Here is a 19,893-nt window from a genome sequence, read left to right on the forward strand (position 1 = left end):
TCGTGACTGGGCTTTTTGCTTTTCCGCGCTTTTCGTCTTTCTGCTTTTTGTTTCCGGATTTCTACTTCCCGCACTCCGAGCAGGCTCAGCTTGCCTTCCTCCAGTCACCCAACTTCCGCTACTTCAACGCCGACTGCCACAACGGCAAACAACCGCTCCAACTCATTCGCCAAAATCCAATCGATCGTCTCGCGCGGCTATCACGAGATTGCGAGCGACCACCGCATCTGCAACGATTACGTTCACGGCCTGCTGAGTGCCATAGGCCGAAACGGCCTCCTGCGGCGCCGACGAAAATCACAAGATCCGGCCGGCACACTCGATTCCGACCTGACGTCCTTTCCAGTAGACAGCGTTTTCCATGACGAACTCTCTCAACGGGAAGACAGCCATCTTCCGCGCCGGCCCTGGCGCGTCCGTTATCCAGCGCACTCTACGCTGCGAATAGCCGCTTCCATCAATAGGCGGCGCTGCCCATGCTGCCCGGCTTGTCATCCGCTGACGAGGTTTTGGCGCCATGAAAAACGACCGCCGGTTTCATCGGAAAGGCTTCGCAACGTTCTCCTTTCCGCCGCGCTTCGACTATGCCGATTGACGGCACTGCGATCTAGATTCGTGCGCCGCCGTCAATCCCACTGGAAATCATTCCCACGTTGCCGGGCATGTTCCGTGCGGACTTACATGCATTCGCCCGGCCAGCCGGGCTGCCGCGCCTACTCGCTATCGACCGCCATGGACGCCATCCGCAACACGCCTCGCTCGACCTCGACCGCCCCTGATGCGCCCGCCCCGGCTGGTTTCGTTCGCGTGCGTGGCGCTCGGGAGCACAATCTTAAGAACGTCGACGTGCAAATCCCGCGCGATGCGCTGGTCGTGTTCACCGGCGTTTCCGGCTCAGGAAAATCCTCGCTGGCGTTCGGCACGCTCTACGCCGAGGCGCAGCGCCGCTACTTCGAATCGGTCGCACCGTATGCAAGGCGCCTGATCGATCAGGTCGGCGTGCCCGAAGTCGACGCGATCGAAGGTCTGCCGCCCGCGGTCGCGTTGCAGCAGCAGCGCGGCACGCCGAGTGCACGGTCGTCGGTGGGCAGTGTGACGACGCTGTCGACCCTCGCGCGCATGCTGTACTCGCGCACCGGCGACTATCCGCCGAAACAACCCATGCTGTTCGCCGAAGACTTTTCGCCAAACACGGTGCAAGGCGCGTGTCCCACATGCCATGGGCTCGGCCGCGTCTACGAGGTCACCGAAAAATCGATGGTGCCCGACGACTCGCTAACCATCCGCGAGCGCGCGATCGCCGCATGGCCGCCCGCATGGCACGGACAAAATCTGCGTGACATCCTCGTGACGCTCGGCTACGACGTCGATACGCCGTGGCGCGACTTGCCGAAGAAAGACCGCGACTGGATCCTCTTCACCGACGAACAGCCGACCGTGCCCGTATACGCCGGCCTCACGCCCAGGGAAACCCGCGCCGCGCTTAAACGCCGTGCCGAACCGAGTTATCAGGGCACCTTCACCGGCGCACGCCGGTACGTGCTGCATACCTTCGCCAATACCCAAAGCGCGCTGATGAAAAAACGCGTGTCGCGGTACATGATCGGCAGCGAATGCCGGACTTGCCATGGCAAGCGGCTCAAGAAAGAAGCGCTCTCGGTGAAGTTCGCCTGCCTCGATATCGGCGAGTTTTCACAATTGCCGCTCGCGCGGCTCGCCGCGCTTCTCGAACCGATCGCGCGGGGCGAATGGCCGGATGCCGCGACAGGCGCTGACTGCAAAGGTAACGTGCTCAGCAGGCATGCGATGCGCGACGCCGTCGATAAGCGGGTCGCCGCGGGCGGCTCCGCGCACAAAGCCTCACCCGACGTGCGACGCACACCGAATCTTTCCGCGGAAAAGCGCGTGGCCGCACAGCGCATTTCAGCCGAACTGCTGGAGCGTCTGACCACGCTGAACGATCTCGGCCTCGGCTACCTCTCGCTGGAGCGCAGCACGCCGACGCTGTCGTCCGGCGAACTGCAGCGCTTGCGATTGGCCACCCAGTTGTCATCGCAATTGTTCGGCGTCGTATATGTGCTCGACGAACCGTCCGCCGGTCTGCATCCCGCCGATGGCGAAGCGCTCTTCAGCGCGCTGCAAGGGCTGAAGGCGGCGGGCAATTCGCTGTTCGTCGTCGAACATGATCTGGAGATGATGCGGCGCGCCGACTGGCTGGTCGACGTTGGCCCCGCAGCCGGCGAAGCAGGCGGTCATGTGGTTTATAGCGGCCCGCCCGCGGGACTCGCCAAAGTCGAGGCGTCGCAAACACGCCGGCATCTGTTCGCACCGCTCGCGCCCATTGATCGCACGCCGCGCTCGCCCGCCGGATGGCTGCGGCTCGCCAATATCACGCGCAACAATCTGCACGGGCTAAACGTAGCGTTCCCGCTCGGATGCTTTACGACGGTCACCGGCGTGTCGGGCTCCGGCAAATCGAGCCTCGTGAGCCAGGCGCTGCCGGAACTGGTCGCAAGCCGCCTGGGACGAATCGTCGAAGACCCGGACGATGACGAACAGGATCCACTGCTCGTCACCGCAATGGCGCCGACGAGCGGCCACATCGCCGACGGCATGGAGGTGTTGCGGCGACTCGTTCGCGTCGACCAGAAGCCGATCGGACGCACGCCGCGCTCGAACCTCGCCACTTACACGGGCCTGTTCGACCACGTGCGCAAACTGTTCGCCGACACGCCGCTCGCGCGCAAGCGCCGCTATGGCGCCGGCCGCTTCTCGTTCAACGTCGCGCAAGGCCGTTGCCCGACGTGCGAAGGCGAAGGCTTCGTCAGCGTCGAGTTGCTGTTTCTGCCGAGCGTCTACGCACCCTGCTCGACCTGCCACGGCACGCGCTACAACCCGCAGACGCTGGAAATCACGTGGCGCGACAAAAGCATCGCGGCGGTGCTCGATCTGACCGTCGACGCCGCCTGCGCTTTCTTCGCCGAAGAAGTCAGCGTGATGCGCGCGCTGAAAGCGTTGCGCGACATCGGCCTCGGCTATTTGCGGCTCGGCCAGCCGGCCACCGAACTGTCCGGCGGCGAAGCGCAGCGCATCAAGCTCGCCACCGAACTACAGCGCGCGCAGCACGGCGACACCCTGTACATCCTCGACGAACCCACCACCGGACTGCATCCCGTCGACGTGGACAGGCTCATGGTGCAACTGCAAGGGCTCGTCGATGCGGGCAATACGGTGGTGGTGGTCGAGCATGACATGCGGGTGGCGGCCCAGAGCGACTGGGTCATCGACGTCGGCCCGGGCGCGGGCGACGCGGGCGGCAAGATCGTGGCGAGTGGCACACCGGCTGAAGTTGCGCGTGTCGATGAAAGCCGCACAGCTGCTTATCTGAAGCAACGGATCGCGGCGTGAGCCGAATATGTACAAGAGACGGCGGACGGCGAGCGCCGCGCTTCATCCTGAACCGGTGTCTTTCCAATTGCGAAAATTGCTTTGAAAAGTTCTTCAAACTCGTCAACGAAGTCGCGCAATCGCTCGTTTACGAAAGATTAGGCACCCGAATGAACACACCAGCCGATCGGTAATTAACGAACGTTCGGTCTTGTGAACAGAAAAACCTCCCGATGCCGCACCGCACAAAAAGCATGGAAATGTTCATATCAACACATATGAACGAACGACGCTATGGTACTAAGGAGATAATCCGCCAAAGCCGCGCGGAGCAAGGCTGGGAAGAGGACAGTGAGCGATATGAAAATCGATTGGTTGGCCACCGCCAACAGGGCATGCGCAGTCAACCGGTTAATTCTATTCAAACATTCCCATGCGATGTTTAGCTGTACCGTTAAAGCAACAAAGGACCCGTAAGCCGCATCAGGCACTGGTGCAAAACGGGGACCGAGGCAGATAATCGGTTTGTAAAGGAGAAAGATCATGGATGCCAAACCACCGAAGATTCCGACCCCGGATAAAGTTTTCAGCCCGGATCCGGAACCCGCTGGCGTCGAGTTTCTGGGTGCCGAACTGCCTGAGCACGTTCGCGCTTTTTTCGACGAACAACGCAAGTCGTGCGATTCGAAGTAATTGTGCAGTGGCGCGATGCAGCATCGGCGTCCGCGCGTCCGGCGCGCGGCGCGGGGTTGCACGCGTCCGCGATTGTCTTGCGCCACAGTGTGTGATGCGAGCCAGGACTGCTTGAGCGCGGCGCTCGGCCATGTGGCCCTGCGTTGGGTCGCGCACGTCTTTAACCGGCACTGCTGAATATCCGCCAGGCACTTTATTTTCGATGCGCCACGCGCCCGCTCGTTCACGGCATCGTCTATTCTTCTGGTTTTTCCTCCGCGGCCTCCCGGCCACCCTCGCCTTCCATGAATCGTTCGTATCGCTTTGGCGCGTCATGCGCGCTCGCGTTGTTCATTGCGCTCGCCCTCGCGCCGGCCTCCGCCATCGCGGACGGAGACGACACGGCTCTCACCAATCTGATCGCGCTGGCCTCGCAGCGCCTGGCGCTCGCGGAGCCTGTTGCGCGCTGGAAGTGGGCGAACCGTCAGGCGATCACCGATACGCCGCGCGAGAACGCGTTGCTCGCCGATGTCGAGAAACGGGCCGCGGCGGCGAACGTTGATCCAGCGTTTGCGCACGCGTTCTTCCAGGATCAGATCGACGCCAGCAAGGACGTGCAAAACGCGCTGTTTGCCACCTGGCGCAGCGCGCCGCCGCCCGAAGGGCCCGCGCCCGACCTCGCAACCAGCACGAGGCCTCAATTGGACAGGCTGACGCAGTCGCTCGTGGCCGGACTCGCACGCGTGCAACCGTTGCGTGCAGCGCCCGATTGTCCGTCACGCGTCGCGCAAGCGCTTGCGAACTGGAAATCGTTGACACGCTACGACTCGACCCGTTCGAGCGCGTTGACCCGCGCTCTCGGTCATGTGTGCGAAACGGGGGGAGTCGGCGCGACGGGTTAAAAGGGCGGGCGCCTTCGAACCTGGGGCTTGAAATCCCGTTGTTCTGCCGCGCTCGACTGTGGGTTTGAACTCGACTCGCGTTAAGCAGCGTGTTGAAGCGCGACGCTTAAGCCAGATTCGACACGCTCAGCGGCATCACCCGCAAGCCGCGCGCCAAGTGGCTCTGCAAAAGGCGATAGGTCGACAGTTCGAAGGGCCCGGCCACGCTCGACGCATGCAGTGCCGTCGCCTGCGCGAGCGAGGGCGCGTGACCGATGTAGCGCCACCGGTCGACAACGTGAAAAACGCGCGCGTGCGCCGCTTCTTCGCGCTCCTCGAAAACGATCGGGCCGTCGAACGGCCAGGGTGCATCCGCCGGATCGCTTTTCGTGACGCGCGGTACGCGGTTATGGCCGGGCCGCAGCGTTGCGATCCACTGCGCCTCCGCGAACATGGCGCCCAGTTCGCCGCCGGTCGCGCGCCACTCGACGCGCCGCACCTGCTGCGCGAGCCGCACATCCTTCGACGAACGCCGCTCGCCGGTCAAATGCGAGCGCAGCCGCTGACGAACACGCACGCTTCGCCCAACATAGAGTGGCAGATCGCCTTCGCCATAGAAGGCATAGACGCCGCATCCGGCCGGCGCGGTATCGAGCAGATCTTCGGTGATGTCGCCGGCAAGCCGGTAGCGCCGCGTGGTGCGCTCGATCTGTGACCGCAGAACGTCAAGTGGCACGAGACCATGCAGACGTTGCCAGAACTGCCAGATCAGATCGGCGTCGGCGAGCGCGCGGTGGCGATCGGACGGGACGAGTCCATGACGCTCAACCAACGCGTCGAGCCCATGGCGCTTTTCCGCCGGAAACAACGCGCGCGACAGACGTACGGTGCACAGCACATCGGGATCGAACGCAAGCCCGGCCCGGCGAAACTCGCCGCGCAGGAAACCGCGGTCGAAACTGGCGTTGTGCGCCACGAACAATTTGCCATTCAGACGCTCAAACAGCGCTGGCGCGATGACATCGAATGTCGGCGCGCCTCGCACCATCGCATTCGTGATGCCGGTGAGCTGCTGAATGAATGACGGAATCGGTTGCTGAGGATCGACCAGACTGCTCCAGCGCGAAACGCCGGCCGGTCCTATTTCAACCACGCCGACTTCGGTAATGCGATGTTCGCTGGTCGAGCCACCGGTGGTTTCAAGGTCGACGAAGACGATCGGCACATCTAGGGCCGGTTCCGGCAGAAACTGTTCAGACATGGAAAGGGATACTTTGGACGCGTGGGTTCTGCGGCAAGTATGCACCAGTTAGACGCTGCGCACCCTCTCTGCATTGCGTTGCCGTTGGCGCCACGCGCCTCAAAAGACTGCTTTTCCCCGCAAACCCCGCGCTGCTCACCGAAGCGGAAATTATTATGTTTTGGTAATGGAAAATAGAAACACCGCAGAGGCTATTACTTCCATATAACGCTCACCCGATTAATTCACACCGGATAGTCACTAAACGTCAATCACAGCAATAATAACGAATAATCCTAAGCCCGCATCTGGCGAGGCTTTTTGGCAGCCAAGCCATCTGGCTGCAAGCGCGGAGTAGCGCAACACGTACTTAAAGGGGCTGGATGTTTGCCGCTTGCCCACCCTTTGGGCCAGCTTTTAAATATTTCACCATGTTGATGACAATATGTAACAAAACATGATTTTAGTAAGTGTTTGTCCGAGTTGTTGTTTCTCACTCACGGCAGCATGATGAAAAAATGTCGCGCGTAGTAATGCACATCAGGAGATTGCCATGCTGTCCAACGAGTTCCGCCGTCTCGTCACCTGGCTCACCCGACCGCACGTAAAAACGGGTTCTGATCAGTCGAGGCCAGTAGCCGCATCACCTGCGACCTTCGAGTTCGATCCCATGTGGCATGGGGATCACTGGCAAAACCTGCTGTCGTCGCCCATGGACGCACGCCACTATGTGATGGAAGACTGGAGCGTTCCGGTATCGACCGCGTGGAGCGAAGTGGACGGTGCTGCGCCCGCGCACTGACTGACATGCGCGCCCGACACGCAAAAAAAAGCGCGACTGGGAGTCGCGCCGACAAAGGTTTGGAGATCTTTCTCGTCAACGAAAAAGTCTGCTTCGGAAAGCAGAAATTTCAGTATAGCGGCATAGCCGCTGTTGATTATTCACACAATCAACAATCATCTATTGCCACTTCAACAATAATCCGCCTTTACGATTTGTCGCGTTGTTTTTTTGCATCGATTACTGTAGCAACTAAGCAACGCAATTCACATTAATGCCTTTTTCACTCTCCTCAATAACGCTGCAAGCCTTTATCAGCAAGGCTTAAGCGGCATTCGCCCATCGTTTCATATCGCGTAATACTTTATTGCGCAAATCGGAACGCCCACTTCTCGGGCGGCTCTCTACACTCAGCGAAATCGGAAACCGGCGCGTTTGAGTACAGCGCGCGCTTCAGGCGGCGCCCAACGTGCAGGTCTTCTTAAGCCTGGGCTCATGCCCCCTCTCGCTCTCGGAGTTACAAATGAAAAAGACTCTCATGGTCGCAGCCCTCACGGGCGTTTTTGCAACGGCAGCACATGCTCAAAGCAGCGTCACACTGTATGGCTTGATCGACGCCGGTATCACCTATACGAATAATCAGCACGGCCACAGCAACTGGCAAGAAACGAGCGGCTCGGTGAACGGCAGCCGTTGGGGCTTGCGTGGTGCCGAAGACCTGGGCGGCGGTCTCAAGGCGATCTTCACGTTGGAAAACGGCTTCGGCATTAACGACGGCACGTTCAAGCAAGGGGGTCGTGAATTCGGTCGTCAAGCCTTCGTCGGTCTGGCGAGCAACCAGTTCGGCACCGTGACGCTCGGCCGTCAGTACGACAGCATGGTCGACTACGTCGGCCCGCTGGCGCTGACCGGCACGCAGTACGGCGGCACGCAGTTCGCCCATCCGTTCGACAACGACAACCTGAACAACTCATTTCGCGTCAACAACTCGGTCAAGTACCAGAGCGTGAACTACGGCGGCTTCAAGTTCGGCGGCATGTACGGGTTCTCGAACCAGGCCAACGGCTTCGCCAACAACCGTGCTTACAGCGCGGGCGCATCGTACAACTGGGGCGGCCTGAATGTCGCTGCTGCTTACTTGCAACTGAACAGCAACGGTGCGACCGGCGCGGCTGCAGCGTTCAATTCGGGTGGCGCGGTGTCGAGCGACAACACGTTCTTCGCCGGTCGTCAGCAAACGTGGGGCGCAGGTGCTAACTACGCGTTCGGCCCGGCAACGGTCGGCCTCGTGTACTCGCAAACGAACCTGTCGAGCCTGGTGGGCATCGGCGCAAGCGCATCGGGTCAAACGGGTGGTATCGGTTTCCCGAGCAACAGTGCTCACTTCCAGAACTTCGAAGCTAACGCTCGTTACGCTCTGACGCCGGCAGTGAGCATCGCCGGTTCGTACACCTACACCCGCGCAAGCCTCGCCGGCACGCGTCCGCACTGGAACCAGTTCAACCTGCAAACGTCGTACGCGCTCTCCAAGCGTACGGACGTGTACCTGCAAGGCGAATACCAGCAAGTCAACGAAAACGCCATCGTCGATGCCGACATCAACGGTCTGGGCGCGGCTTCAAACAACAACAAGCAAATCGCGGTGACCGCAGGTCTGCGTCACCGCTTCTAAAGCGGCTAACAACACCCGCAGCACTGAAGGCGCCGTTCGCGGCGCCTTTTTTTATGCCGCGCCGGAAGCGCTTTTTGCAGAAGAAACGAGAGGGGCCGGCTGCCAGACGCCGAATGAGACCGCATCAGACACCCGTTCCCGAAGGCAAGCGCCAAATCACTGGCCTAGCCGCCGGTATCAGGCGGCGGATATTTGACGTCGAGTATCTCGATCTGCTCGGGGCCGGCCGGCGTGTACAAAGTCACCGTATCACCGATTTTTGCCTTGAGCAGCGCACGCGCGATCGGCGAGATCCAACTGACGTGGCCCACATCCAGATCCACTTCGTCGACGCCGACGATGGTCACGGTATGCACCTCACCGTCTTCCGTTGCGTATTCGACGGTCGCGCCGAAGAAAACCTGATCGACGTTTTCCTGCTTGCTACTGTCGACCACCTCGGCGATATCGAGGCGCTTGGTCAGAAAGCGAATCCGCCGGTCGATTTCGCGCAGCCGGCGTTTGCCATAGATGTAATCACCGTTTTCCGAGCGGTCGCCGTTCGAGGCTGCCCACGACACCAGCTTGACCACCTCCGGCCGCTCGACATCGATCAGATGCAGCAGTTCATCGCGCATGCGCCGGTAACCGGCGGGCGTGATGTAGTTTTTCGTACCCGCTGGGATTTCCGGCTGGGCGACGTCGAGGTCGTCGTCATTCTCTTCACTCGACTCTTTGACAAAGGCCTTGTTCATGATGGTCCATTAACTGCAGCAAGCGACTGCCTATCAAGGGTACACGATCAGGGCAATGAGACAAATCGCAGTTACATGCTTCCCTTTTTGAAAACCTTTGCTATAATCTCGTTTCTGCGTGCGGCTGTAGCTCAGTTGGATAGAGTACTTGGCTACGAACCAAGGGGTCGTGGGTTCGAATCCTGCCAGCCGCACCACTTATTCGAGGGCCTTTCTCCAGGAAGGCCCTTACGTTTTACCCAGTTTCATCGCAGTATCATTGAAATAAGCGTCACCCGTTTAGCGTGCGGCTGTAGCTCAGTTGGATAGAGTACTTGGCTACGAACCAAGGGGTCGTGGGTTCGAATCCTGCCAGCCGCACCATCTATTAAGGGCCTTCCGATCGGAAGGCCCTTTGTTTTTTCGAGCGGTTTTAGTCAGACCACTACCGCCCTGCCATGCTTGAGAGCCCCTGTGGCGCAACCGCAGCTATCGCGGGGAAGACTGGATATCGCCGATCCGCCCATCAGGGCTCGGCACATCTTCGACCGAACCACCCACCGTTTGTTCATCGATCGGCTCCGCCCGCTCGCCCGTCAGCGCCTGCGGCTGGCGCAACACATCGTCCACGCTATCGCCGAAGCGGCTTTCAATGAACGCCCGCAACAGCGCGACCCGCAACGAGTCTCCTCGCCCGTCCACGGTTCGATGCCCACCTTCGAACTCCGCGACGCAGTGCGCCGCGCCTTGATCGGTCCGCTCCCGCACCTCCAGCCGCTGCGCGCGCTCCAACACCGCTGCTGCCGCCTCCCACGACGTGGAGGGCGTGAAACGGCCATCCCACGCGCGGCCGCGGTCGTTGCCGCGGATCGAGACGGTTTCACCGCTGTCGGTAAAGTAGATTTCGCGCACAAAGTCGTGCAGGCTGCGGGCGACCCAATAGTCGAGTGCCACGCCGGTAAGGTCAGCTACGTGCATGAACGTTCTCCCTGAAGTTCAGGTGAGACTCGCTGGTGGCAGCAGCGTTCAGATCCGATGAAGCACCGTAGCGGGGCGCCCCCGCCAATCTCGGCGACCGGCAGGTCAGTAATCGGCCCGTTCCCGGTCGATTCGCATTCCGCCATCGTGACGGTGATGCCCTTCCTCGCTCGGCCGCTCGCGCGCAATGCGCATCACGTCCGGATTCGTCCGCACGCGACGCATTACATTGGCCAGATGGACACGATCGCTAACCTGAATCACGAAGCGCAGCACCGTGAATTCCTGCGACAAGTCTTCGTCCATCGCGATGTGGACGATGTTCGCATCCGCCGAGGTGATATCGGCAGCCACGCGGGCAAACACGCCTTTGGTGTTCTTGACCAGCACCTTCACGGCGACGTCGAACAGACGTCCCGGCTGCGGCGCCCACGCAACGTCGATCCAGCGGCCCGGATCGCGGCGGTGAATGCGCTGCGCGACGCGGCAGTCGGTAGTATGGATCGCCATGCCGAGGCCGATGCCGATGTAGCCCATGATGTCGTCGCCCGGAATCGGACGGCAGCATGCGGACAACTGCACTGACATGCCTTCAGTGCCCGTGATGACGACCGGCGGCGCATGAGGCAAACCGGATTCGGAGCGCGACCCGTCGTCGTCGGCGTCGCGGCCGCTCATCAGCACCTCGATGCGCTTGGCCATGACCGCCGCGACACGCCGGCCGAGACCGATATCCGCGAAGATTTCCTGACGGTTCTTGTTGCCCGTCCACTGCACCAGCTTTTCCCACGCTTCCGGCGTCACATCCGACAGCGCCAGCCCGTAGCCCTTCAGCCCCTGATCCACCAGGCGTTCGCCGAGCTGCACGGACTCGTTCAGACGCATCGTCTTCAGATAATGGCGGATCGCCGAGCGCGCCTTGCCGGTGCGCACGAAGCCCAACCACGCCGGATTCGGCTTCGAATACGGCGCTGTAATCACTTCGACGATATCGCCGCTCTTCAGCTCGGTACGCAGCGGCAGCAGTTCATTGTTGATCTTCACCGCGACGCACTGGTTGCCCAGGTCGCTGTGGATCGAATACGCGAAGTCGAGTGCGGTGGCGCCGCGTGGCAGCGCCATGATCCTGGACTTCGGCGTGAACACGTAGACCGCATCCGGGAACAGATCGATCTTCACATGCTCGAGGAATTCGCTCGAATCGCCCGCTTCGCTCTGAATGTCGAGCAGCGACTTCAGCCACTGATGCGCGCGCTTCTGCACATCGTTCAGATCCGCGCCGCCGTTCTTGTAAAGCCAGTGCGCGGCGACGCCCGCTTCGGCGATCTCGTGCATCTTGCGCGTGCGCACCTGGAACTCGATCGGCGCGCCGAACGGGCCGACCAGCGTGGTGTGCAGCGACTGATAGCCGTTCACCTTCGGGATCGCGATGTAATCTTTGAACTTGCCTGGCACCGGCTTGTAGAGCGCATGCAGCGCGCCGATGCAGGTGTAGCACTCCAGCGCGCTTTCGACCACCACGCGGAAGCCATAGACGTCGAGCACCTGCGAGAACGACAACTGCTTGTCGCGCATCTTCTTGTAGATACTGAAGATGGTTTTTTCACGGCCAGTGACTTCGGCGTCGAGCTTCGCGTCGGCAATCGCGCGCTGCACCGACTCGAGAATCTTGCCGACCACTTCACGCCGGTTGCCGCGCGCGGCCCTGACGGCTTTTTCGAGCGTGGCGTACCGATGCGGGTTGAAGTTCGCGAAGCTCAGGTCCTGCAACTCGCGATAAGTATTGTTCAGGCCGAGCCGATGGGCGATGGGCGCGTAGATATCTATCGTTTCGCGCGCCACGCGGCGGCGCTTTTCGTGCGGCACCGCGCCCAACGTGCGCATGTTGTGCAGACGGTCGGCGAGCTTCACCAGAATCACGCGAACGTCGCGCGCCATTGCAAGCAGCATCTTGCGGAAGTTTTCCGCCTGCGCTTCCTCGCGATTGCGAAACTCCATCTTGTCCAGCTTCGACAACCCGTCGACCAGTTCCGCGACCTTGGCGCCGAAACGCTCGGCGAGTTCGGCCTTGGTCACCCCCTGGTCTTCCATCACGTCATGCAGCAGCGCCGCCATGATCGACTGGGCGTCGAGATTCCAGCCGGCGCAGATTTCGGCGACGGCGACAGGATGCGTGATGTAGGGCTCGCCACTCTGGCGATACTGACCGAGGTGGGCTTCGTCGCTGAAATGGAACGCTGCCTTGATGTCCTTGATTTCTTCCGGCTGCAAATAGCCGGACAAGGCGGACGTCAGTTTGGCGATCGAAACGACGTCATGCCGGCGCGGTTGCTCCGGCGTGGCGGTCGGCCCGAACAGATGGCGAAACGACTGTTCGAGGACCGCGTCGATGTACTTCCGTGCAGACGAGGGCGAGTCGGCGTCGTGTTCCACTTCCGTGGCGGTGGGCGGGGTAGCACTCAATTTCGCCTCCGTAGCGGTTAGGGTTGGACGCCGGTCTGCACGTTGATGCAATTACGTGCGGCAAATAGGTGTGGCAAATGCAGCACTCGAAAACGGAACAGCGCGCCTTAAACCGGCACCTTCTTCAGCATTTCGACGCCAACCATGCCCGCTGCGATTTCACGCAACGCGACGACCGTGGGCTTGTCGCGGCTTTCGATCTTCGGTGTATGGCCTTGAGCGAGCTGACGCGCGCGATAGGTTGCGGCAAGCGCGAGTTCGAAACGGTTCGGGATCTGTTTGAGACAGTCTTCGACGGTAATGCGGGCCATGTTGGATTCCTTCTCAGTATGTTGCTTATTCTACCTTATGTGCTCGATACACCGCCGCGCTCACGCGTGTGGCAGGTGGATTCCGAGCTGCACGAAAAGCTGCGTGTGGCGCGCGTATTGCGAGGCGAAGCGGGAACGCGTCGCCGCCACCAGACATTGCAGTTCGCCGAGCGCGCGATCGAAGTTGTCGTTGATCACGACATACTCCGCTTCGGCCGCGTGCGCCATCTCGCTGCCGGCTGCAAGCAGGCGCCGCGTGATCACATTCGGTTCGTCCTGACCGCGCTTTTTCAAACGCTCTTCAAGCGCATCGAGCGACGGCGGCAAGATGAAGATTTCGACCGCGTTATGAAACTGCTTCTTCACCTGTTGCGCGCCCTGCCAGTCGATTTCGAGCAGCACGTCATGGCCGCTTTTCATCTGCTGTTCGATCCACACGCGCGACGTCGCGTAATAGTTGCCGTGCACTTCCGCGCTTTCCAGAAACTCCCCTTCCGCATGCCGCGTCAGGAAATCGTCGACGGTCGTGAAGTGGTAGTGCTCGCCGTCCTGCTCCTTCGGACGCGGCGGGCGCGTGGTGTATGAAATCGACAGACGGATCGCATGGTCGCCGGCGAGCAGCGCATTCACGAGCGTCGACTTGCCCGCGCCCGAAGGCGCGACCACCATGAACAGGTTGCCGGGGTAGGCCCCGGCGTAAGGATTGCGCGGTGCGCTGGTTTCGCGTGTGTGGTCGGTCATGTTATCGAGGCTCGCGCCTTACTCCAGGTTCTGTACTTGCTCGCGCATCTGTTCGATGAGCAGCTTCAGGGTCATCGACGAATCGGCCAGTTCCTTCGCGGCCGCCTTCGAGCCGAGCGTGTTCGCTTCGCGATTCAACTCCTGCATCATGAAGTCGAGCCGCTTGCCAAGCTTGCCGCCCTTCTCGATCACGTGACGCGTTTCGTTCAGGTGAGCCGTGAGGCGCGACAGTTCTTCGGCGATGTCGATGCGAATGCCGTACATCGTCACTTCCTGGCGAATCCGTTCGTTGATTTCTTCGCGCGAGACGATCGTCGCCGCCGTATCCGGCGCGGCAATGCCGAGCGCTTCCTGCAAGCGTTCGACGATCTTCTGCTGATGCTTCGTGATCAGTTCCGGCACGAGCGGCGTGATCTTCGTGACGATCGCTTCCATTTCGGTAACGTTGGCGAGCAGCATCGTCGCGAGTTGCGCGCCTTCGCGGGCACGCACGTCGATCAGATCGGCAACCGCCTGCTTGCCGCACGCAAGCACCGCATCGCGCAGCACTTCCGGCGCCACGCCGCTTTCGGCCAGCACGCCCGGCCAGCGCAGAATTTCGCCGGTGCGCAAGCGCCCTGCTTCCGGGAACGTCGACAGCACCGTGCGCTCGAGCAACGCCAGTTGCGTCAGTGCCTCGCGGTTGACCGAGCCGGCGTTGGCCGACTGTTCGCTGCGCTGCAGGTTGATACGGATATCGACCTTGCCACGCGAGAGCTTGTTCATCAGCATTTCACGCAGCGTCGGTTCGCAGACGCGCACGTCTTCCGGCATGCGGAAGTTCAGATCGAGAAAGCGCGAGTTCACCGTGCGCAGTTCAACCGAGACGCTCACGCCACCGGTGCCTGAGGCTGCGACGAGTTCGCGCGTGGCGCTCGCATAGCCAGTCATGCTGTAGATCATCGTATTTCTCGCGATTGCGGCCATGCGTTTGACGATGGCCAGAGAGTCGAATCGCCCGGCGTGTACGAGACGCGGGGCGGGGAACCCGCATTATCCCATTTTTACCGGCGAGACCCCCTTCGCACGAGGGCAGCACGCGCGAAGCGCTACCTTGCGCAGAGCCCCAGCACATGCGGACAGCCGTCCGACGGACAGGCCGCCCCGCACCCGGCGCGTTCGGCGGTAAAATTGCGCTTTCCTCCCGCTTTTCTTCCGGACCGATCCAACATGACCCACAACACCCAACGCCCCAGCGGCCGCCAGGCCAATCAGCTGCGCGACGTGCGCATCACGCGCCACTACACGAAGCATGCAGAGGGCTCGGTGCTGGTCGAATTCGGCGACACCAAGGTCATCTGTACGGCGAGCATCGCCGAAACGGTGCCGTCGTTCCTGCGCGACCGCGGCCAAGGCTGGCTCACTGCCGAATACGGCATGCTGCCGCGCGCCACGCACACCCGCAGCGACCGCGAAGCCGCGCGCGGCAAGCAGACCGGCCGCACCCAGGAAATCCAGCGTTTGATCGGCCGCGCGCTGCGCTCGGTGTTCGATCTCGAGAAGCTCGGCGCACGCACGCTGCATATCGATTGCGACGTGATCCAGGCCGACGGCGGCACGCGCACGGCCAGCATCACCGGCGCATTCGTGGCAGCCCATGACGCGGTGGCTAAACTCCTCGCTGCGGGGCGCATCGAAAGCTCGCCGATCAGCGATTACGTCGCGGCGATTTCGGTCGGCGTGTACGACGGTCTGCCGGTGCTGGATCTCGATTACGACGAAGACTCGCAATGCGACACCGACATGAACGTGGTGATGACGGGTGCGGGCGGTTTCGTTGAAATTCAGGGCACCGCCGAAGGCGTGCCGTTCTCGCGCCACGAAATGAACTCGTTGCTGGATCTGGCGAGCGACGGCATCAACACGCTGATCGCAAAGCAGAAGGACGCGTTGGAGCAAAAGGGTGAGTGAGGTTCGTCAAGGCTACGGCGCGGTTGCGTCTGACTCGCCGCTGAAGAAAATCGTGCTGGCGTCGAACAACGCGGGCAAGCTGCGCGAGTTCGCGGCGCTGCTCGGCGCGGCCGGCATCGAACTGATTCCGCAAGGCGAGCTGAACGTGCCGGAAGCCGAGGAGCCGCATCCCACTTTCGTCGAAAACGCGCTGACCAAGGCGCGTCATGCGGCGAAGCACACCGGCCTGCCCGCGCTCGCCGACGATTCGGGCCTTTGCGTGCGCGCATTGCGCGGGGCGCCCGGGGTCTATTCGGCGCGCTACGCGCAATTCGCGGGCGGCGAGAAAAGCGATGCGGCGAATAACGCGCGCCTCGTTTCCGCATTGCAGGACGAAGCCGATCGTCGCGCGTATTACTACTGCGTGCTGGCGCTCGTGCGTCATGCGGACGATCCCGAACCGCTGATCGCCGAAGGCCGCTGGCACGGCGAGATCCTGAATGCGCCGCGCGGCGCGCATGGCTTCGGCTATGACCCGTACTTCTTTTTGCCGTCCCTGAATGCGAGCGCCGCGGAACTCGAACCGGCAGTGAAGAACGCCAGCAGCCACCGCGCGATTGCATTGCGGCACCTGCTCGCGCGTTTGACGGAGGAAGCGTGATTCCGATCAAACCGGCGCCTGCCGATATCGGCAGCGGCGTCATCAAAGCATTTACGTCGCCAGGCAGTATTCGCCTGACGTCGCTGCCGCCGTTGGCGTTATATGTGCACTTTCCCTGGTGCGTGCGCAAGTGCCCATACTGCGACTTCAACTCGCATGAATGGAAAGGCGATACGTTCCCCGAAGCCGACTATCTCGACGCGCTGCGCGCCGATCTCGAATTGGCGCTGCCGCTCGTGTGGGGCCGCCAGGTGCATACGGTGTTCATCGGCGGCGGCACGCCTAGCTTGCTGTCCGCAGCTGGGCTCGACAGAATGCTGTCCGACGTGCGCGCGCTGCTGCCGCTCGACGCCGACGCGGAAATCACACTCGAAGCCAACCCGGGCACGTTCGAAGCCGCCAAGTTCGCCCAGTTTCGCGCGAGCGGCGTGAACCGCTTGTCGGTGGGCATCCAGAGTTTCAACGAAGCGCATCTGAAAGCGCTCGGCCGCATTCACGACTCGACGCAAGCACGCCATGCGGTCGACGTGGCCGCGAGCACGTTCGACAACTTCAATCTCGACCTGATGTTCGCGCTGCCGCAGCAAACGCTCGCCGAATGCCAGGCCGACGTGGAGACGGCGTTGTCGTACGCGCCGCCGCATTTGTCGCTGTATCACCTGACGCTCGAACCGAACACGCTGTTTGCAAAATTCCCGCCCGCGTTGCCCGACGACGACGCATCCGCCGACATGCAGGACTGGATTCACGAACGCACGACGGCCGCCGGTTACGAACGCTACGAGGTGTCCGCGTATGCGCAGCCGCATCGGCAGAGCAAGCACAATCTGAACTACTGGCGTTTCGGCGACTACCTCGGCATCGGCGCGGGCGCGCATACCAAGCTGTCGTTTCCGAACCGCGTGTTGCGTCAGGCGCGCTACAAGAATCCGACCACCTTCATCGAGCAGGCGAAGGCCGGCACGGCAGTCCAGGAAGAGCATGAGGTGGGCCCGCGCGATTTGCCGTTCGAGTTCATGCTGAACGCGCTGCGACTGGTGGAAGGGTTTCCGGTGCATCGGTTCATCGAGCGTACAGGAATGTCGATGACGTCGATCGAACCGGCGCTGCAGGAAGCGGAACGGCGCAAGCTGATTACCCGCGACCACGAAAAGATCGCGCCGACGCCGCTCGGCCAGGCGTTCCTGAACGATCTGCAGGCGCTGTTTCTGAAAGATCCGCAGTGATTGCAGTTCGACCGAGCGCCGCAGCGAGGTTTTTTCAGGTTACAATTTAGGGCTTGGAGGTGTGGCCGAGTGGTTTAAGGCACCGGTCTTGAAAACCGGCGAAGGAGTGATCCTTCCGTGAGTTCGAATCTCACCGCCTCCGCCAGACAAACAATGAATACGGGCCCATCGGCCCGTTTTTCATTTCTGGTCGCCAAGCAGCCGCACTGCCGAGCTTTCCTTCAACCCGTCATGCAGATGGGAAACTGGCACGACGGCACGCGCCGACCGAGCTTCGCCCGCCATCGCGCGTAAGCTCACCTGGTGTTCGACACCGGCGATATCGACGCGCACCTGCACCAGTTGCTCGATGCTGCTGCCGGCGCCTTCGCAGCGCATGGCTAAGCACACGACGCTGTCCGCCACTCACCACCCGCGTCACACGCTAAGCACGTCCAGCTTCTCACGCGCATCGGCGCAGCGGCGATTCAGGTCGCGATGCATCAGCTGGCTGTCTAGCAGCGCTGATACATCAGACAAACCATAATCAAAGCGCAAGACGTATTCGATGTCTGTGTAATCGTGATAGGCGCCACTGTCTGCCAGCTTCTGCGCTTCGGCAAAGGCAGCATGTTGCCGCTCGCCGTTCATCAAATCTCTGATCGCCATGATTGCCGCTCCGAGGAACAGTGATGCCATCATAGCAACGCAAATCGAAACGCACGGTCGCGCGCGCACAACACCTGGTGTTTTCCGTAGATGCCATGCTTAGCGCAAGACGGACAAGCAAGTGTGCCGCGCGTTTCGGCTAAGGAACCCCGTTCCGCCTTCACCGGCGAATTCCCGCCTCAGCCAACCGTCAAGCGGCAGCGACGGGCACCTTCATTCCGTGCCACTTGACGACCAGAATCCGCCCGACATAACACAACACGCCCGCGACGCCCACGACAACGCCCATGCCCTTCGGCGAGCCATCCTGCCAGAGTCCAACCGCGAGGCTCGACAGCGCGCCGAGCGCCAACTGCACTGCGCCGAACACGGCGGCCGCGGCGCCGGCATTGAGCGGATAGCGATGCATCAGGTCGGTCGTGCAGTTAGCGGACAACAGCCCCACCACCCCGACCACGAAGAACAAACCGAACACGATCGACCATAGCCCGCCCCACCCCGTCAGCGACACCAAACAGACGAACAAGGATGCGATGCAACTCACGGTCGCTGCAAAAGAAATAATCGGCAGCGAACCGAGCCGCCCGACGAGGCGCGTATTCATGAAGTTGCCGAACATGATGCCGACGATATTCAGCGCGAACAGGAAGCCGTAATGCTGTGCCGACACATGGAAATATTCGATGTACACAAACGGCGTGGCCGTGATGTACGCGAACATCGACGCGAATGCCATGCCGCCACATAGCATATGCCCCCACGCGACCGGATCGCGCAGCAACTTGCCGTACGCGCCGAACGATTGCAGCAACGCCGACTCCGCACGCTTCTCGCGCGGCCACGTCTCCGGCACCTTGAGGAACGCGGTGACCGCGCAGATCGTGCCGAATAGCGTCAGCACGACAAAGACGACACGCCAGCCGCCGAGCAACAGCAACTGCCCGCCGATCAGCGGCGCGAGCAACGGCCCGATCGACGTGACGATGGCGAGCATCGACAACACGCGTGCCGCGTCGGTCGGCCCGTGCGCGTCGCGGGCAATGGCACGCGCCAGCACCGAGGCCGCGCCCGCACCGAGCGCCTGCACGAAACGGAACGTCACCAGCGAGCCGATCGAGAACGACAGCGCGCAGGCCACGCTCGCCAGCGCATACATGATGATGCCGCCGAGCAGCACCGGCCGGCGGCCATAGGTGTCTGAAAGCGGACCATAGAGCAGCATGCCGATCGAAAAACCGAACATGAAACTGGTGAGCGTGGTTTGCGCGGCGCCAGTGCTGATCGCGAACGCCTGCGCGATAGTCGGCAGGCTCGGCAAGTACATATCGATGGAAATCGGCCCGCACGCGGCAAGCGCGCCGAGCAACAGAATCAGCCGGCCATCGGGCCGGCGTCTGGCGACGTGAGACATGGGAATCCGGATGAAGCGCCGCGCCATCACAGGCAGCGGAACGCGGTGAAACAGGGAAAACAGCAGCTTGACGGCGTCAATTGTACGCGATGGTTAAAACATCCGCCGCGTCAGGGCGGCCCATCCATGCCTCGCGGCAAGCGCAGCGAAAGGTCGCGCGACAACCACACCGAAGGCCG

18 protein-coding genes and 3 tRNA genes are annotated in these 19,893 nt (G+C 61.6%); 11 read left to right on the forward strand and 10 right to left on the reverse strand.

Going from position 1 to position 19,893, the window contains the following annotated elements:
- The first annotated feature begins 732 nt into the window (after positions 1 to 732).
- From ACAX43_RS05115 to ACAX43_RS05125, 3 genes are all read left to right on the forward strand, one after another.
- On the forward strand, positions 733 to 3,408 hold the full coding sequence (locus ACAX43_RS05115) for an ATP-binding cassette domain-containing protein (RefSeq protein WP_370707731.1): 2,676 nt from the start codon (positions 733 to 735) through the stop codon (positions 3,406 to 3,408).
- 522 nt (positions 3,409 to 3,930) lie between these two features.
- A complete protein-coding gene (locus ACAX43_RS05120) occupies positions 3,931 to 4,080 on the forward strand; it encodes a hypothetical protein (RefSeq protein WP_028200145.1) in 150 nt (49 codons plus the stop codon).
- Positions 4,081 to 4,364: 284 nt separating this feature from the next.
- Entirely contained in the window at positions 4,365 to 4,961 is a 597-nt protein-coding gene (locus ACAX43_RS05125; RefSeq protein WP_370707337.1) for a chorismate mutase, read from the forward strand.
- Between the two features lie 106 nt (positions 4,962 to 5,067).
- Here ACAX43_RS05125 and ACAX43_RS05130 read toward each other — a convergent pair whose 3' ends face one another.
- Entirely contained in the window at positions 5,068 to 6,201 is a 1,134-nt protein-coding gene (locus tag ACAX43_RS05130) for an exonuclease domain-containing protein (protein ID WP_370707338.1), read from the reverse strand.
- Between the two features lie 532 nt (positions 6,202 to 6,733).
- Between ACAX43_RS05130 and ACAX43_RS05135 the strand changes: the two genes are divergently transcribed.
- Positions 6,734 to 6,982 carry a hypothetical protein gene (locus ACAX43_RS05135; RefSeq protein ID WP_370707339.1) on the forward strand — a complete coding sequence of 83 codons (249 nt, stop codon included), beginning with the start codon at positions 6,734 to 6,736 and terminating at the stop codon, positions 6,980 to 6,982.
- 502 nt (positions 6,983 to 7,484) lie between these two features.
- Positions 7,485 to 8,633 (forward strand): porin, encoded by a 1,149-nt coding sequence (locus ACAX43_RS05140; protein WP_370707340.1) that lies wholly within the window; start codon positions 7,485 to 7,487, stop codon positions 8,631 to 8,633.
- Positions 8,634 to 8,797: 164 nt separating this feature from the next.
- On the opposite strand, the gene greB is transcribed toward ACAX43_RS05140, so the two are convergent.
- Positions 8,798 to 9,367 carry a transcription elongation factor GreB gene (gene greB / locus ACAX43_RS05145; RefSeq protein WP_370707341.1) on the reverse strand — a complete coding sequence of 190 codons (570 nt, stop codon included), beginning with the start codon at positions 9,365 to 9,367 and terminating at the stop codon, positions 8,798 to 8,800.
- Between the two features lie 120 nt (positions 9,368 to 9,487).
- Here greB and ACAX43_RS05150 point away from each other — a divergent pair.
- Positions 9,488 to 9,564, forward strand: a tRNA-Arg gene (locus ACAX43_RS05150).
- Positions 9,565 to 9,653: 89 nt separating this feature from the next.
- Positions 9,654 to 9,730: transfer RNA gene (locus ACAX43_RS05155), tRNA-Arg, on the forward strand.
- A 105-nt stretch (positions 9,731 to 9,835) separates the two neighbouring features.
- Here the strand turns inward: ACAX43_RS05155 and ACAX43_RS05160 are convergent.
- From ACAX43_RS05160 to ACAX43_RS05180, 5 genes are all read right to left on the reverse strand, one after another.
- Positions 9,836 to 10,324 carry a phage protein NinX family protein gene (locus ACAX43_RS05160; protein ID WP_370707342.1) on the reverse strand — a complete coding sequence of 163 codons (489 nt, stop codon included), beginning with the start codon at positions 10,322 to 10,324 and terminating at the stop codon, positions 9,836 to 9,838.
- Positions 10,325 to 10,429: 105 nt separating this feature from the next.
- Positions 10,430 to 12,787: a bifunctional (p)ppGpp synthetase/guanosine-3',5'-bis(diphosphate) 3'-pyrophosphohydrolase gene (locus tag ACAX43_RS05165; protein ID WP_370707343.1), complete on the reverse strand. Its 2,358-nt coding sequence runs from the start codon at positions 12,785 to 12,787 to the stop codon at positions 10,430 to 10,432.
- A gap of 107 nt (positions 12,788 to 12,894) precedes the next feature.
- Entirely contained in the window at positions 12,895 to 13,098 is a 204-nt protein-coding gene (gene rpoZ / locus ACAX43_RS05170) for a DNA-directed RNA polymerase subunit omega (RefSeq protein ID WP_073427086.1), read from the reverse strand.
- 60 nt (positions 13,099 to 13,158) lie between these two features.
- On the reverse strand, positions 13,159 to 13,839 hold the full coding sequence (gene gmk, locus ACAX43_RS05175; RefSeq protein ID WP_370707344.1) for a guanylate kinase: 681 nt from the start codon (positions 13,837 to 13,839) through the stop codon (positions 13,159 to 13,161).
- Positions 13,840 to 13,857: 18 nt separating this feature from the next.
- On the reverse strand, positions 13,858 to 14,781 hold the full coding sequence (locus tag ACAX43_RS05180) for a YicC/YloC family endoribonuclease (RefSeq protein WP_370707345.1): 924 nt from the start codon (positions 14,779 to 14,781) through the stop codon (positions 13,858 to 13,860).
- Positions 14,782 to 15,048: 267 nt separating this feature from the next.
- Here ACAX43_RS05180 and rph point away from each other — a divergent pair, with 267 nt between their 5' ends.
- The 4 genes from rph to ACAX43_RS05200 all read left to right on the forward strand — a co-directional run bounded on the left by rph (position 15,049) and on the right by ACAX43_RS05200 (position 17,800).
- A complete protein-coding gene (rph, locus tag ACAX43_RS05185) occupies positions 15,049 to 15,789 on the forward strand; it encodes a ribonuclease PH (RefSeq protein WP_370707346.1) in 741 nt (246 codons plus the stop codon).
- Positions 15,782 to 16,429: an RdgB/HAM1 family non-canonical purine NTP pyrophosphatase gene (rdgB, locus tag ACAX43_RS05190; protein WP_370707347.1), complete on the forward strand. Its 648-nt coding sequence runs from the start codon at positions 15,782 to 15,784 to the stop codon at positions 16,427 to 16,429. Before rph ends, rdgB begins: the two co-directional genes overlap by 8 nt.
- The gene (gene hemW, locus ACAX43_RS05195; protein ID WP_370707348.1) at positions 16,426 to 17,655 is read left to right on the forward strand and encodes a radical SAM family heme chaperone HemW; all 1,230 of its coding nucleotides are present in this window, start codon (positions 16,426 to 16,428) and stop codon (positions 17,653 to 17,655) included. The genes rdgB and hemW overlap by 4 nt, the downstream gene beginning before the upstream one ends.
- Before the next feature lie 55 nt (positions 17,656 to 17,710).
- A tRNA-Ser gene (locus tag ACAX43_RS05200) sits at positions 17,711 to 17,800 on the forward strand.
- Between the two features lie 35 nt (positions 17,801 to 17,835).
- Here the strand turns inward: ACAX43_RS05200 and ACAX43_RS05205 are convergent.
- From ACAX43_RS05205 to ACAX43_RS05215, 3 genes are all read right to left on the reverse strand, one after another.
- Entirely contained in the window at positions 17,836 to 18,060 is a 225-nt protein-coding gene (locus tag ACAX43_RS05205) for a hypothetical protein (protein WP_370707349.1), read from the reverse strand.
- A 12-nt stretch (positions 18,061 to 18,072) separates the two neighbouring features.
- Positions 18,073 to 18,303, reverse strand: a complete 231-nt coding sequence (locus tag ACAX43_RS05210; RefSeq protein ID WP_325045684.1) for a hypothetical protein — start codon at positions 18,301 to 18,303, stop codon at positions 18,073 to 18,075.
- A gap of 190 nt (positions 18,304 to 18,493) precedes the next feature.
- Positions 18,494 to 19,714, reverse strand: coding sequence for a Bcr/CflA family multidrug efflux MFS transporter (locus ACAX43_RS05215; protein ID WP_370707350.1), 1,221 nt, complete (start codon positions 19,712 to 19,714; stop codon positions 18,494 to 18,496).
- Positions 19,715 to 19,893 lie beyond the last annotated feature (179 nt).

The sequence above is a fragment of the Paraburkholderia sp. IW21 genome (genome assembly GCF_041321145.1).
Taxonomy (GTDB): domain Bacteria; phylum Pseudomonadota; class Gammaproteobacteria; order Burkholderiales; family Burkholderiaceae; genus Paraburkholderia.